Annotated in this window: 11 protein-coding genes; 7 read left to right on the forward strand and 4 right to left on the reverse strand. The window is 67.5% G+C overall.

The window, feature by feature from the left end; all coding sequences use genetic code 11:
* Positions 1–421: 421 nt before the first annotated feature.
* Positions 422–853 carry a hypothetical protein gene (locus ACFT41_RS26790; RefSeq protein ID WP_377588107.1) on the reverse strand — a complete coding sequence of 144 codons (432 nt, stop codon included), beginning with the start codon at positions 851–853 and terminating at the stop codon, positions 422–424.
* 242 nt (positions 854–1,095) lie between these two features.
* Here ACFT41_RS26790 and ACFT41_RS26795 point away from each other — a divergent pair, with 242 nt between their 5' ends.
* The 6 genes from ACFT41_RS26795 (at position 1,096) to ACFT41_RS26820 (ending at position 9,924) form a co-directional block, all read left to right on the forward strand.
* Positions 1,096–1,320, forward strand: a complete 225-nt coding sequence (locus ACFT41_RS26795) for a helix-turn-helix domain-containing protein (protein ID WP_377588106.1) — start codon at positions 1,096–1,098, stop codon at positions 1,318–1,320.
* Between the two features lie 192 nt (positions 1,321–1,512).
* A complete protein-coding gene (locus ACFT41_RS26800) occupies positions 1,513–2,973 on the forward strand; it encodes a tyrosine-type recombinase/integrase (protein ID WP_377588105.1) in 1,461 nt (486 codons plus the stop codon).
* A 42-nt stretch (positions 2,974–3,015) separates the two neighbouring features.
* Complete coding sequence (locus ACFT41_RS26805) at positions 3,016–3,852, forward strand: pentapeptide repeat-containing protein (protein ID WP_377588104.1); 837 nt, start codon at positions 3,016–3,018, stop codon at positions 3,850–3,852.
* Positions 3,853–5,344: 1,492 nt separating this feature from the next.
* On the forward strand, positions 5,345–5,929 hold the full coding sequence (locus ACFT41_RS26810) for a PASTA domain-containing protein (protein ID WP_377588103.1): 585 nt from the start codon (positions 5,345–5,347) through the stop codon (positions 5,927–5,929).
* A gap of 281 nt (positions 5,930–6,210) precedes the next feature.
* Positions 6,211–8,145: an ATP-dependent endonuclease gene (locus ACFT41_RS26815; RefSeq protein WP_377588102.1), complete on the forward strand. Its 1,935-nt coding sequence runs from the start codon at positions 6,211–6,213 to the stop codon at positions 8,143–8,145.
* Between the two features lie 6 nt (positions 8,146–8,151).
* Entirely contained in the window at positions 8,152–9,924 is a 1,773-nt protein-coding gene (locus tag ACFT41_RS26820) for a UvrD-helicase domain-containing protein (RefSeq protein ID WP_377588101.1), read from the forward strand.
* A gap of 15 nt (positions 9,925–9,939) precedes the next feature.
* On the opposite strand, the gene ACFT41_RS26825 is transcribed toward ACFT41_RS26820, so the two are convergent.
* Entirely contained in the window at positions 9,940–11,400 is a 1,461-nt protein-coding gene (locus ACFT41_RS26825; protein ID WP_377588100.1) for a hypothetical protein, read from the reverse strand.
* 143 nt (positions 11,401–11,543) lie between these two features.
* Between ACFT41_RS26825 and ACFT41_RS26830 the strand changes: the two genes are divergently transcribed.
* Complete coding sequence (locus tag ACFT41_RS26830) at positions 11,544–12,470, forward strand: hypothetical protein (protein WP_377588099.1); 927 nt, start codon at positions 11,544–11,546, stop codon at positions 12,468–12,470.
* Positions 12,471–12,762: 292 nt separating this feature from the next.
* Here the strand turns inward: ACFT41_RS26830 and ACFT41_RS26835 are convergent, their stop codons facing one another.
* Positions 12,763–13,452: a bZIP transcription factor gene (locus ACFT41_RS26835; protein WP_377588098.1), complete on the reverse strand. Its 690-nt coding sequence runs from the start codon at positions 13,450–13,452 to the stop codon at positions 12,763–12,765.
* Positions 13,453–13,483: 31 nt separating this feature from the next.
* Positions 13,484–14,737 (reverse strand): IS701 family transposase, encoded by a 1,254-nt coding sequence (locus ACFT41_RS26840; protein WP_377588097.1) that lies wholly within the window; start codon positions 14,735–14,737, stop codon positions 13,484–13,486.
* Positions 14,738–15,051 lie beyond the last annotated feature (314 nt).

A 15,051-nucleotide genomic window follows, 5' to 3' on the forward strand; every position in this document is an offset into this window, starting at 1 on the left:
CTGCACTGTCAGCGATGGCCTTGTCAGTCATTGTGAGAGGGCTGTGAGGCTGGGAAGTGTTCGCCGGAGCTGACAGAGCCCGGTTTGGGGTGTGAGCGCATCGTGGCCGGTGAGCTGGCCGGCAGCTGGCCGGCCGATGTGGATTACCTCAGCTCGCCTGGTCAGTTGCCGCAGCGAGTGTCCTCGTTCCTGCGACCGCGGTCCCATAGCTCCGCGGTCACGGGCAGATAGTGTCCGACCCGGTCGCCGTCGTCCGCCGCATCGCCTGGGACACGTGGCGATGGGCGGATGCGTGGTGTTCGGTCATGACGGTTGTCGGCTGTGGCTACGGCTGTCGGGGTCCCCACCAGGGCAGGATGGGTGGCAGGTCGGCCAGGGGGTTGCTGGGTCGTCTTGGTGCGGCGGACTCGTCGTCGCCGTTTCAGCGGCGGCCGTACTGGTCCGGTAGGTCGCCCCAGCCCTGGTATGGGGTGGGCTGGGCGGCCGCGAGGCCGAGTGGGTCGATGCGGTGGTCGGCGACGGTGCACAGGTGGGTCCAGTCGTCGCCCATGTCGAACACGTAGGCGAACTGGTCGCCCGGGGTGAGTCGGCTCAGTGTGGTCCTGTCGCTGTCCACCGCGTCGTCCGGTGTGTCTTCCCACGTTCGGAAGGAGCAGACGGGGGTCTGGTCGGCGAGGGTGAACAGCCGTAGGTGTGCGAGGTCCCAGCGGGCGAAGGCCAGGTCGATGGCGGCGCCCAGTTGCTCGAACGTGTGCGATCTGGTGGCGGCGAGGATCCGGCCCGGTCGGGGCCAGTAGTTCTCGCCTCGTCCGGAGACGAGTTCGACCCGGATCGACAACCACGTCCTGGCCACCGTTGACCTCCCGCTGCCGCTGGCCGGCCACGTTACCGCCGTGTCACGGCCCGTACGCCAGGACACGCCTCGCACCGCCCGAACCCGGCGTCCTTCGTCGCCGGGTCTGTCACCACGTCACCGCTTCATTAGGGAGATCGATCATGCGATCGCCACGACGAACCCGAACCGCTTCGCCCGCCGCCGGTGAGGCGTCCCGCGGTGGGGAGCGGCAACCCTGGACCGTCGAGCGGATCCGCGCGTTGGGTCCGAGTACCGACCTCGCGACGGCCGCCGCGGTCCTGGGCATGTCCCGGTCGGCCGCTTACAAGCTGGCGCGCCGCGACGCGTTCCCCACGCCGCTGTACCGGGTCGGTGCCCACTACCGGGTACCGACCGCGCCGATCCTGGCCATGCTGCACCTACCGCATCCGACCGACCCCGAGCCCGACGGACGGGCCGCTGACGACCGCGGTGACCCGCCCTGACCGCCCCCACCGTGTCAGCCACGTCCCACGGTGCCCTTCGGCCTCGCCGGGGCCGAAGGGCGGCCCCGCCGGCCGCAGCGTCGACCCTGTCGGCGGCCGGTCCGTCGATGACTTGATCGTCGCGGCGTGTCACGCGTGGATGTCGATCGACAAACCGATGCCGCATCCCCAACCCGAGGAGCACCACACGCTATGCCAGACGGGAGCATCTTCAAGCGCTGCGGCTGCCGCCATCCCGATACCGGCAGGCCGTGGGGCAACGACTGCCCGAAGCTGCGTCGTCCGAACAAGGCCTGGAGCTTCGAGCACGGCCACTGGGCCTACCAACTGGAACTGCCGGCCACCAGCGACGGCCGCCGTCGGCAGTTGCGCCGGTCCGGGCTGTCGACCCGCCGCGACGCCGCCGCCGAGCTGGACCACGCGCGGGCCCTGCTCGCCCTCGCCGACCGGGACCGGCGCCGCCGCACCGAGATCGCCGACCTGCTGCAGACCTGCGTGCGCGCGGGCCGGCCGCTGCCCGAGGTGGACCGGATCCGGCAACGGCTGCGCGGTGACGGTTCGCTGGCCGACATGGTCACCGTCGGCGAGTACCTCACCGAGTGGCTCACCCACCTCACCGTCGATGACAACACCGCGGTCGGCTACGAGTCGCTCACCCGGGTGCACCTGATCCCGCACCTCGGGGAGATCCCGCTGGACAGGCTGCGTACCGGCCACATCAGGGCCATGTTCGCCGCGATCGAACGCCGCAACCAGGAGATCCTTGCGGCGAAGGCCAGCGCGGACCCTGACGTGCGCGCCTCGGTCGTGGGTGTGCGGCCCACCGGGGCGTCGACCCGGCAGCGCATCCGCGCCTGCCTGCGCAAGGCCGTCAACGACGCCCTCGCCGAGGAGGTGATCGTCGGTTCCAACCCCGCCGCGCTGGTCAAGGTCCCCGCCGACCGGCCGGTGCCGATCGTGTGGGAGGCCGAACGCGTACAACGGTGGAAGGCCACCGGGAAGGTTCCCGGACCGGTCATGGTGTGGACCGACGAACAGATCGTCGCGTTCCTCGACCACGCCCGCGAACACATGCCCGACCTGTACCCGATGTGGCACCTCATGGCCTACCGGGGCCCCCGCCGCGGCGAGGCATGTGGGCTGCTCGACGCCGAGGTCCGCCTCGACAGGCGCGAGATGACGATCAACCACCAGATCGCCACCCACGGCTACACCGCAGTACACAAGAAGCCCAAGAGCAGAGCGGGCAACCGCGACCTCGCCCTCGACGCCGAAACGGTCAGGGTCCTCGCCGCCTACCGGGCCCGCCGCGCCCAGTGGCGCCTCGCCGCCGGCCAGGCGTGGCCCGACACCGGCCTGTTCTTCGTCCGCCCCGACGGCCGGCCGTGGCACCCCAGCGGGGTCACCCAACGCTTCCGCAGGCTCGTCCGCCAGGCCGGGTTCCCACCGATCCGCCTACACGACCTGCGGCACAGCGCGGCCACCATCGCCCTCGACGCCGGAGTGGACATCAAGGTCGTCTCCGAACAACTCGGCCACTCCACCACCACCCTCACCCGCGACACCTACCAGAGCGTCACCAGGAAGATGCGCCACGACGCCGCCGACGCCGTCGCCAAGAAGATCCAACAGAACCGGCCCAGAACCGCGTAGCCGCCATCGGCCGGTTCTACCGGCTCGGCTAGCGTGCTCGTCATGGTCGCGCGTCCGTCCGTACGTGGTACGGCCCGATGGCGGGCTCCGGCGGCACCGAAGCTGCCGGCGTCGCTGGACCTGACCGCCGCCGGGGATCTGACTATCGGCGACGAGGCGAGGTTCGAGCGGCTGGGCCTGGGCGACCTCGACCTGTCCGGGCGGTCGGCGGACGGCGTCGAGTTCAGCCGGTGCCGCCTCGTCCGCACCGACCTCAGCGGCAGCCGACTGGAGGCGGCGCGGTTCACCGACTGCGTGTTCGAGAGTACGAACCTGGCGAACCTGCGGACGGAGAGGTCATCGATGCTCCGGGTGCGGGTGCCGACGGCGCGGATGACGGGCCTGCAGTGGGTCAACGGGACGCTGCGGGACGTCACGATCTCGGACAGCCGGCTCGACCTGTCGTCGTGGCGGTTCACCACCTTCTCGAGCGTGGCGTTCGAGGGCTGCAACCTGACCCGGGCCGACTTCCAGAACGCGGACCTGCGCGGCGCCCGCTTCACCGACTGCGACCTGACCGGCGCGCAGTTCTCCCAGGCGAGCATGGACGGCACCCGTTTCGCCCGCTGCGACCTCACCGGGATCGGCGGCGTGACCAGCATGACCGGCGCGATCCTCGCCCATCATGACACCGCCCGGTACGAGCGCAGCACCTCGAACCGTCGGCGCACCGCGCTCTCGGCGAAGGTTTGGCAGGCGGCACATACCTGCTCGATCGTCAGACCGGCCGGCCCGGCGAGCGCGAAAGCGTTCAGGATGGCCTCGTCGATGTCGACACTGCCGGAGTCGTCAATCATGCTGCCGGAAGTGCGGGCCAGGACCGAGTGCACCTGCCGATAGATCGCCAAGACTGTCGAGTCTGCTACTGCCGCCTCGAACGGCAGCTCGTCGGGCACGGTCACCGGTCACCGCCGACGACATCGCGGGTGGCCGCGAGCTCGGCCGGCAGGTCGGAGGTGACCCGGGTGGCGCGTGAGGTGGGCAAAGGTCTCTCTGGCGCTGTCAGGTGCGCAGTCACGGGATTATTCTGCTCTCTGCATCTGCGCCAGCACTTGCCCGAACGGTGCCGTCACGCGGCGCCCGTCCGCCGGTAGGGGCGACTCGCGAGCACGTCCGCCGTCGACCCGCGAACCGCGCGCCAACGGCGGAGAGGCAAAAGCCCAGTCGCAAGGCCAAACTCCTGCTGCCGGCGTCTCATCTGGTTCCCCCACTGGCCGGCGACGCTGCCATACCGCGCCTTTGTCACCGTGGCAACGCATTCATCGTGCTCGTTAAATGCGTCAAAGCGTGAAACGCGCTACCAGTATTCGTCTGAATGATCTTGCCAGCGCTCGGCGTGGACTGAGGTGCTCGGCCGTCCGGAGCTGGTACGGCACCTGTGCTCGGCCGGTGCATGGCACCGAGGACAGCTGTGGTCGGACCATGTCCAGATAGGTAACGCTGCTGTTGGATCTGCCTGCTTCCGGTGATGGTTGAGATGACGGGTCAGAGCGGCTCGTTGCTCATCTACGTCGGAGGAGGACTCCCCGTACTCCAGCCAGACTGATGGCTCCAGTACGTTGGCGGCTCGACCTGGACGCTCTGGGCAGTAGGTGCACACGGCGCAGTACAGGCGGCCGCCCGAGCGTTGGATATGTGGCTCGGCCACGCCCATCTCGGGGCAGGGGCCGTCGCAGTCGATGATGGGGTACGTCGGTAGGACTTCCACCTCCTGCTGGGTAACCTGACCGGCGACTGCGTCAGCGACGCGCTCCATCGCTTCAGCAATACGGCGGAGGTAGTCGTTCCCACGGCCGTCATCGTTCGACCTGGGGAAGGTCATGTGGGGATGCGTCTGCCGGGGGTAGCTCACCGGCTCAGCGTAGCCAAGGGCCTTGAGAGCGTCAGCGGCGCGAACTACGGGTTGCCCGCCTTCGCTGCCATCGACCGTGGTTCGCGCGCCAAGTTTCGGGGCCCGTTGGTCCCGATAGGCCGATGTCGGACATCGAGGCGGAGCTCGCTGGTGCTCCGTGAATGCTCGGACGTCGGGGAACCGGGGGTAGGCAGGCCAACTGAGCTGGTTCATCGCCTCTGCAAACGAGTAGTAATTGTGATGGCGTTCATGCCCGCGCACAACGTCTGCAGGTGCGGGCCTTGAACCTCCACGATCGCCGCTGCCGTTATCGCACTAATAGACTGCACATGATCGTCGATTGAGCATGACCGGTGAGGCCCGAGAGTCGGATTTGCCCCGTCTATCAAACCCCTGCGGCCCTCGGAAGTCGGTTACCTGACAGCGACGCACCCGATCGGCTGGTGTGCATGACAATCACCGCCGACCACACTCCACCGGGTGACTTACCAATCGCCTGACAACAACGCTGCGTGGCAGGGACCGCCACCGGCCACACAGCAGTTCACCCACGGTCTGCCACCGGCAGCACCGCCTCGCCGGAAACTCGGCATCGGCGCAATCATCGGTATCGTCGCTGGGGTAATCGTCATCGCGTGCTGCGGCGTAACCGGGATCGTCGCGGTCGTAAGCGGTGAGCCCCGACCAGAGGCGAAGTCCTCGCCGACAGCCGCAGCGGTCGCGGCGACTGTTCCCGCTGCTGCGGCACCCACACCGGCGCCGACGACGTCAGTCCCCACCGCGACTGCTCCGGCTGCGACAACCGCCCCCGCCCTGCCGGCACCTACCGCGCCGCCCACACCGACGAAGCTGGTCATGCCGAACTTGAAGGGTATGAACGCTGCAGTCGCCGACGACACGCTCCGGAAGCTCGGGTTCACAAACATTCAGTACGGCAGCCAAGACGAGAACGACACACTGGTTCTGATGCTGGCAAACTGGACGGTGACAAAGCAGTCAGCGAAGGCCGGCAGCAAGATGCTTCCGGACGACCTGGTGGTAGTGACCTGTACCAAGCAAAGCTGAGTCCGACGGGTAGCAATTCTGGCTGTGGTCCTGCTCTACGACGAACAACACGCCGGCACTGTGCTACGCAACTACGAGGACTATTTCTGCCGGCATCGATCACACCAGAGCCTGGATCAGCATCTACAGACTACGATCCCCGCGCGGTCGTCGCGATCGACAAGGCGATCCCTCGGCGCCACGTCCTTGGCGGCCTCATCAACGAACTGCTTGATCCGCTCACAAATCCGTAGCTCATAGCCTGAACCCAATTCTCACACGGTACAGGGAGTCCCACCAGCATGTCCACAGCACCGACCACGCTCAGCGCGTCGACCACGGGGAGCGGCATGTGCCTCGCCGGTCTGCGGCTCACGAACTTCCGCTCGTGTCGCGGCGTGGAGATCAAGCTTCAGCCCGGTCTGACGCTGCTCGTCGGCGACAACAACTCCGGCAAGTCCAACGTCATCGACGCGATGCGGCTGCTGACCACGCCGCTGAGCGGGCGACGGGTCCGCTACCTGGAGGTCGATGACGTCTCCACCGGCGCGAATGGGCCGATCGAGATCGTGGGCGAGTTCGATGGTCTGACGCGGTTTCAGCAAGGCCAGTACATCGGCGCGCTCGATATCGCCACGAACAAGGCGTACTACATGACCCGGTTCCGGCCGAACGTGGACGTACCCCGTCGGTCCAAGCTGGAAAATCTGGTCGGGCGAGCCGCCGGGCCCGACGCCGAACCTGAGAAGCGCGACCAGATCCGGCACGTCTACCTGGCGCCGCTGCGCGACGCCAAGCGTGAGCTGGATTCCGCCACCGGCAACCGTATGGCGCTCATCATCAAGTACCTGACGAGCGAGGCCGACCGAACGGACTTTCTCGACCAGGCGATCGACGGGCTGCGCAAGCTCGAGGAGCACGATGTCATCACCGGTACCCAAAAGCGGCTGCAGGAGCACGTCAGCGACCTCACCGATCCGGTCCGTGGGCAGGTCATCGGTCTGAGCTTCCGCGACGTCCGGCTGCAGCGGCTCGCTCGTGGCCTACGCCTAAAGATGGCCGAGCACGGCGTCGACCTCGCCGACATCGAGGACTCAGGCCTCGGCTACGCCAACCTGCTCTACATGGCCTCGGTCATCATCGAGTTACGCAACGCCCAGGACGCCGAGCTCACGCTCTTCCTCGTAGAGGAGCCGGAGGCCCACCTCCACCCGCAACTGCAGGCCGTGCTGCTGGACTACCTCCAGGAGCAGGCCGTCAAGTCGCTGCGCGACGACACGGACGGCCCGGCGGGTCGCATCCAGGTGGTCGCCACGACCCACTCGCCGAACCTGGCCAGCGCGGTGGGCATCCGCAGCATCGTGGTCCTGCGCACCCAGGAGACCCCGACACCGGAGATCACCGGAAATTCGTTGGCCACCGAGGTCGAGGTGGTGCCGACGGGCATCCAGCGCGGGACCGCCGCGATCGCTTTGTGCGACATCGACCTGACCGATGAGGAACGCCGCAAAATTGACCAGTATCTCGACGTGAGCCGCGCCGAGCTGCTGTTCACCCGGCGTGCGGTCCTTGTGGAGGGTGTCTCCGAGGCCGTCATCCTGCCGCCGCTCGCACGCCACTGCGTTCTCGATAAGACGTCAGTCAACTACGGGGCGAAGTGCCGCGAGTTCCGGGCCGTGTCGATCATCAGCATCGGCAGCGTTGACTTCGGTCCGTACCTCAAGCTCCTCCTGCAGCAGGTCAACGGCGTTCGGCTCGTCGACCGGCTGGTGGTCATCACCGACGGCGACCCCGACCTCGCTGGCGAGGTCGACCAAGACGACGACCTCGACGATGAGCCCAAGGCCGGCGAGCCGAAGACGGAGGACGAGCCGGCCGCGACACTCAGCCGCAAGGACCGGCTGGAAGAGATCGGCACCCAGCTTGGCGCGGACTCGATCCTCGCCGTGTTCGCCGCCGAGTTCACGCTCGAGGCCGACCTGATGAACCCGTTCACGGTCAACGGCCCGCTGCTGGAAACCGCGTTCAAACGCCAGAAGCCCAGGTCGGGTAGGTTCTGGAGTACGCTCACGACGAGCACGAACCCGGCGGAGGTCTTCTACCGCAAGCTGCGCACCTCCAAGCGGTACATCGGCAAGGGCGAGTTCGCCCACGACGTCGCCGAGCTGATCCAGAGCGGCGGCACGTTCAAGTGCCCCACCTACCTCACCCAGGCCGTCCAGTCGGCGATGCGGTAAGCGGGCATGGACGAGATCGACTTCTCGCCGGCGCAGCGCGCCCTCATCGACAAGCCGGGCGGCGTCTTCGTCCCAGCATGCCCGGGCGCCGGGAAGACCCAGAGCATCGTCGAGCGCTTCACCCAACGCCCCGGCGTCCCCGCCCGGCAGGGCGTCGCCCTGTTGTCGTTCACCAACGCCGCGATCAACGAGGCGCGTCAGCGGTGCGCCCAGCGGCCAGACCTCATCACGGCCCCGAACTACGTCGGCACCATCGACGGCTTCATCAACCGGTTCATCGTCACGCCCCTGTACAAGACGCTGACGGGCCAGGTCCCCACGTTCAAGGACTCGTGGCACACCGTCCAGGGCACCACGTTCGGGGTGGCGGGAGTGCCGCTGGAGTTTCAGCTCGGCTGGTTCGCCTTCGACCACGACGGCGGCAACGCCCGGCTGGTCAACCACCAGGTCCCGTACGCCCAACGAAGCACCGTGACCAACCTCCTTGACTGGCAGCGGAGTAAGGCCAACACCAGTGCCTCACGCCTGGCTCGCCGGTTCCTCGCGAACGGGGTGATGGACTGCGCGGCGACGCGAGTGCTGATGGAGCACTACCTCAGCGACCCGACCAACCGGGCCCGCCTGGGCCAGCTGATGAGCGCCCGGTTCGGGTCGGTCATCGTCGACGAGGTGCAGGACTGCGACAGCAGCGACATCTTCCTCATCAACTTCCTGCTCGACTGCGGCATCGAGACCGTCATGGTGGGCGACCTCGACCAGTCCATCTACGGCTTCCGCGGCTCCACCATCGAAGCGGTCAAGAACCTCGTCAGCCGGGTCCCCGAAGGAACCCGGTTCGACGGCAACTACCGAAGCTCCGCGGCGATCTGCGGCGTCGTCAACAGCTTGCGCGCCGACGCCGGCACCGACACTCCGCTCGGGAAATGGAAGGACGACCAGTACCCCGTGGTGGTCCTGCCCGTGAGCGGGTTCGGCCACGCTCGCTCGAAGATCATCGAGGTCGCCGGGTCGATGGGCTTCACCCACGAGGAGATCAAGGTACTCGCCTACGCCGAGAAGGACGCCCGCGAGTGCGCCGGCGCCTCACCGCCGGGCGACAAGAGCGGCGGCAAACTCGTCCAGCTCGCCCAGGCCGCAGCAACCCTTCAAGAACTCCGCGCCAGCGCCCGGGCCCGTACCCAGGCCATGCAGACGATCGAAGGCATCCTCCGCGGGCTCGGCCACGACGACGACCGTGTGCTCGCCGACGCCGATTTTCTGGACTCCGTCGGGCTCACCCCCCGTACGTTCCGGGACGGATGCCTGCGGCTCGCCAGCAGGACCGCACCCTTCGACGGCCCACCCAGCGCCTTCCGCACCGAGATGCGCAACGGTATCAGGGCATTGGGGTGGGGCGACTGGATCAACACCGGCAGCCTCCGCTCTCCGAACGGCGACACCTGGCCGGTCCTCATGGTCGACGAACCCGATGCGCTCGACTGGTCGACGATCCACGGCTTCAAGGGCCTCCAGGCAACGGTCACCGCGGTCGCGATCCCGCCGCTGCCGAAACGCGCCACCTCCATCGACGGGGTCGGGCTCTGGGGCGAGGGCAATCCCGGCGAAAGCCGGCGGGTGCTTTACGTCGGCGCATCCCGCGCCCAGCGCCTGCTCATCCTGGTAACCGCCGACACGCAGGTGCCCGCCGTGACGTCCTGCCTGCAACGGGATTCGGTGCCGTTTATGGTCGTCCACAACACCCGAGACACCGGGCGCGAATGCCTGACACCCCCGCGCTGACTGCGGGCGGCCTGCCTATTCCTTCTTCGGGTGGTGCGGGCTCCATCCGTTCAGGTGTGGGCGTAAATCTTCCGGGCTCGGTTCGATGGTGAAGTCGACCGTTGTGAGCGTGGGCGTACCGACAATAGGGTCGATCTCGTCGGCGTGGGCGCGTGCCCAGGTCAACCAGGTGGCGAGTTCGCCATCCCTGGCCACCTGATCTGCGGCGGCGTGTTCGAGGGCGTCGCAGAACGCCCGCATGTTCACGGCTTTCTGCCACTGTTCCATGGCGGTGTTGAGTGTCGTCCTGCGGTGCTCCTCGACGGCGAGTCGGCGAGCTTTCGTGATGGCGTGCTCCCACCTTGCTTTGCGATCGATGTCGCGGCGGCGGCGTTCCTCTGCTGCCTGCTGTTCGGCGAGTCTCGCCGCGGCCTGCCGTTCCATCTCACACTGGTGGAAGGCGGCGGAGACTCGTTGCTGTTCTTCGATGGATTTGATGATGTCGGCGACGATGCGACTGGCCTGTTGTTCCAGGCTCCCGGTCGGGGTGTCGCGCCAGGTGAGGCGCTCGTTGGACTGGAACTTGATGACTTCGAGGCGGAGGCGGCCGGTGGCAACGCTGTCGAACTCCGGAATGTGTGCCCAGGGGCGGAGTCGTTTCGTTCGGCGCTCGTCGATGGTGAGCACGTGGGGTACCTGGTCGTACTCCTCGAAGAACTCCAGCGACCGTCGGGCGCTGCCGAACTTGACGTACGGTTTCGGGTTCTTCGTCGTGAGGTTGATGCCCACGCGGCATTTGCGGTTCACTCCGGCGTCATTGATCGCCCGGAGCAGAGCGAGCACCCGGGGGATCGATTCCGGTGCCACCCGCAGGGTGGTGGGGTCCTGTTCGAGGGCGTCGTAGTCGGCGGCCGCGGTGGCGCGAGTGTCGCCTTGGTCGAGCCGTAGCCGATTCCAATCGGTGTCATAGGGCTGCGCCGCCGAGTACAGACGAACGACGAGGTCACCGGTGTTGCGGCCGGTGTGCCGCAGGTCGTAGCCGTCGGGCACGAGTTTGTGCTGCTTGGCAGCGTGGATGGCGCGCCGATAGCTCGCGCGTGTGTCGGCGTCCGGATCCGACACGACCACGGTGCCGCCGCTGGTCTGGAGCCGCTCGATCAGCACTGTCGCCTCCTGGATCACCGATGGTTGCGCCGTCGGCTGCCGGCTCTTTCCGCCAGAGGTCGCCTGCGTGGGTGAACTCTCCAACAAGTCACTGGTCGCCGTGCTGGTCACTGCGGGGTACCGGCCGTTGTCGAGGTAGTAGCGGCCACGCTCGGTCAAGGTCGCGGACCACCGGCCGTCCCGGCGTGACACCGTGACCAGGCGGCGGCCCTGCAACGCCCTCGCGGTGTGTTTCGCGCCATCGCCTGGCATACCCGGGTCGGGGCATCCAGCCTCTACCCAGCGCAACACCTCGACTTGGTGGGGCTTCAGCGGCGCGGCGATGTCGACCATCGGTCAGTTATACCGACCGGTTCCCACCCGGGCATAGGCCCTCATCATCCCGGTAGGCATCGGCCATCGGTCGATGTCAGAGTGGTCCTGCACACCCAGGTCACACTGCCTTGCGGCAGGTCGGCATCCGAGGGGCGGTTCAGATGGCGTTCGATGTATCGCGGTACGTCGTTGGCGACGAGTGGGCGTACCGGCTTCGAGACACGGCATCCTCGGAACGCGTACGCATCAAGGCCGTCACACCGAAGAAGACCACCGCGAGTGTCGAGGTGGAGTTCCCCGACGACGGCCACCGTGTGCAGACTGTGCCGTCATCCCGGCTGAAGACCCGGTGGGCGGACGTTGAAGCCTACGACGCCCAGCAGGCGGGCTGGCAGCGCATCGCAGATTTCGAGCTTGACTCCGTCGAGCGGAGCGCGGTTCTTTCCGTCTACTCCGCTCTCATCCCGGAGCAGGTGGCCGAGGTGGACTGGCGTCCGGTCGAGAACGTGACGATCATCAAGGATCGGGTGGCGCTGTCCGACATCCTTCAGGTGACCGTGGAGGAGATTCTCGCGAAGGTCCAGTGGTTCACCACCGACGAGGGCATGATCGTTTCGCCCGCTGGCACGGTTGTGATCGCGGAGGTCGTCTGCCGCGCCCACTCGCACACCATCCTGGAGCACGTGATCGAGGAGGAGGTGGAGGCGCGGCACAAGTGCAAGCACGGTGGCCCGCACCCGTTCCGGAAGGGCGAGGAGTCCAGCCCGGAATGGGAGTACCAGTGGTACCGCAGGAGTGTTCGACCCGTACACGAACTGCTGCGGCAATGGTGCGGCCACCGCGCCGTCGCCGCCCATGAACGCCTTACGGCCGCTGAAGCCGAGAACCACCGCCTCGACCTACTCGTCGTGGAGCTCATCAAAGCGCTCGACCTCGCCGGCGAAACCGCGCAAGCCGAACAGTTCGCGGAGGAACACGAACGCGACCGGATCACCCCCTACCTCGCCCGCCCTGTCGTTGACCGCCCACTGCACTGGTCCGAGATGCCTGTTCGTGAGGTACAGGTTTACCGGCGTCGCCGCTGGTAGACAGCCGTCCGCCGCAGTCTCTCCTGCTCGGTGCACCCGCACGACACCTGGACAAGCTCGATGCGGGGTACGAATCCCAAATGCCCGGCGGCATCCCCGATCCGGCGCTGGGCCGACAACGGTGCAGCAAGGTCCAGTGCCAGCGGGGCGGGACACGTGCGCGGTGTGCGACGGCCCGAGGCCGGGGCGCCGGTGATGGCATGTCGTTCCATGGACATCTCTGCAGGAACCCGTCACGACACCACGAGTCAAACTGGTCGGCTTTCGCCGGAGTACGGCACTTTTAACCAGTTTAAGCCGGCGGTTCGGGTTCAGTGCCCGTGGGGCGGGCCATGAACTCGGTCCGTCGCCGAGCCTCGGCAGCGGCGATCATCGTCTTCTCCTCGGGCGTGAGGTGGATGCGGCACGACTCGATCGGCGTCGGATAGGTGATCGCGTCGGCCTGGCACGGTCGCCCGGCTCGGGTAGGCCTACTACAGATCGGTACTCGTTTGCGTTGCTCGCGCCGCAGAGCATGCACCTGTTCGTCGAGCAGTTCGTTCTGCCGGCGAAGATTCGCGACGGTGTCCCGAAGCTGGCTCATCTCGTTCTGGAGGCGCTGGTACTCCTCCCCGCGGGCGCGACGGACCCGGTGCTTGGACGCTCCGCTGCAGCGGTCGCCCGGGGTGGCACCGCACTGCGGGCACGGCCAGTCCAAGTCCGGATCCTCGACTGTGACAACGCCCTGAGGCAGCGTGCGGACGTCGAAGCCGCGGCCGAGTTCGGCGCTGGTGAACACTGTCTCTCCAAAACACACCCGGCGGAATCCGCCTTGCGGGCCGACGATCCACTCGCTGATCGGCCCGTACACCTCGATGGCCTCCGCGACGGTCAGGAGATGGGTGTAGGCGATCGGGCCTGAGCCGCCGTACAGGGTGCCGGCGACGGGCTCGCCGACCGACAGCCAGGCGACCGGCTCGCCGCAGTAACCATCCCAGGCCACAGGGCGACCCTCTCGGCCTAGTACTCCAACGTCACTTGATCTTTTGGCCGGCTTGGTGGCTGAGTCTGCGCTGGTAGTGGGATCGTCGGGCTCGGGCTTGGGTTGTTCGTCGCCAGACCGACCAGTGCAGAGTGTGGTCTGGCGATAGCGCCACGGCGAGGACGAAGGCGTTGAGGAGTCGGCGTATCTCGGCGACGGTCAACGCGATGATCTTCGAATCGGTGTCGGGTTGCTGGGCGGCGAGGATGGTCAGGACGGCCAGGGCGAGCATGGCCAGGGTGATGAACCGGTGCCAGCCGGTCCAGCCGCGGACCTGGTAGTGGTCCAGGCCGACCTGGCCCTTGCCGGTTTGGAACAACTCCTCGATGCTCCAGCGGGAGCCAGCCACGGTCACGAGTGTGTGTAGCGGGGCTGGGCGGGGTGACCAGCACAGGTAGAAGGCCAGCACGCCGGTGGTGCGGTTGCGGCGGATGAGTAGCCAGCGGTGCTCTCCGGGCCGGGTGGCGGTGGTGATCCAGGCCCACAGGTAGTCGCGGGGGCCTTTCGCGCCCGGCCCGCAGCTGTGCTGCTGCCATTCGGTGGTGGGGATCCGGTCGGCGAGGTCGTCAACACGCACGAGGGTGCGGCCCTCGTTGACCGCCACGCGTCGGTCGCATCCGACGGCCAGGACATAGCCGATCCCGCGTTGTTCGAGGTCAGCGCGTAGGCCGGGGTCGGCGCCGTAGACCTCGTCGCCGGTCACCCACCGGAACGGGACAGCGGCGTCCAACGCGTGGGCGATCATCTGCCGGGCCAGAGCCGGCTTCGTCGCGAACCCGATGCCGTCCGGCACGCCGGCGGCGGTGAGCCGGTCGGGCTGGTGGCACCAGGTCGTCTCGGGTAGGTAGAGCCGGCGGTCGATCATCGCCCGCCCCGCGGGTGAGACGTAGGCCAGGAACACCCCGACCTGGCTGTTCTCCACCCGCCCGGCGGTGCCCGTGTACTGCCGCTGCACCCCGACCGAGCACACGCCCTTCTTGAGGAAGCCGGTCTCATCGGTGACCAGCACCGCGTCGGGGTGGCCGAGCTGCTCGACCAGCCAGGACCGCACGTCGTCGCGGACGGCGTCGGCGTCCCACACCGCCGTGCGTAGCAACCGCTGCATCGCCTGCGGATCGGCGTGACCAGCCCGCTCCGCCAAGGACCAGCAGGTCTTGCGTTCCGCGTCCGACAGCAGCCCTTCCACGAACTGCCCGGCCGTCCGGCGTGGCTCCGCCCGTGCGAACCGGGCTGCGACACGCGTCACCGCCTCGTCCAGGATGACCCGCCACCGGGCGGGGTCTACGCTGTGGCACGCGGCCACCGCCCGATCTTCGGTTGTCCTCACAAACCATCGATGATCAACGCGGTGGCCGTCCTCATGCCCACGCCACGCCCAACGCCGAAGCCAAGTGACGTTGGAGTACTAGCTGCGATCCGTCCTCCACCATCCGGAACCCCCGGTTTGCGATCAGCTAAGATCGGTGAGCAATGCTCGAAACCTGTGGATGAGCGTCGGGAGGCGTACCCTCCCGACGAGTTCCAAGCCAGGAATCGAGTAGAGCCCGCGCGCCAACGCGG

Source organism: Micromonospora sp. NPDC057141 (assembly GCF_042670805.1).
GTDB lineage: Bacteria > Actinomycetota > Actinomycetes > Mycobacteriales > Micromonosporaceae > Micromonospora.

Excerpts from the sequence above, each read along its gene's own strand:
- ACFT41_RS26800 (WP_377588105.1), top strand. The coding sequence starts at position 1,513 with ATGCCAGACGGGAGCATCTTCAAGCGCTGCGGCTGCCGCCATCCCGAT.
- ACFT41_RS26825 (WP_377588100.1), bottom strand. The coding sequence starts at position 11,400 with ATGGTCGACATCGCCGCGCCGCTGAAGCCCCACCAAGTCGAGGTGTTG.
- ACFT41_RS26805 (WP_377588104.1), top strand. The coding sequence starts at position 3,016 with ATGGTCGCGCGTCCGTCCGTACGTGGTACGGCCCGATGGCGGGCTCCG.
- ACFT41_RS26815 (WP_377588102.1), top strand. The coding sequence starts at position 6,211 with ATGTCCACAGCACCGACCACGCTCAGCGCGTCGACCACGGGGAGCGGC.
- ACFT41_RS26820 (WP_377588101.1), top strand. The coding sequence starts at position 8,152 with ATGGACGAGATCGACTTCTCGCCGGCGCAGCGCGCCCTCATCGACAAG.
- ACFT41_RS26830 (WP_377588099.1), top strand. The coding sequence starts at position 11,544 with ATGGCGTTCGATGTATCGCGGTACGTCGTTGGCGACGAGTGGGCGTAC.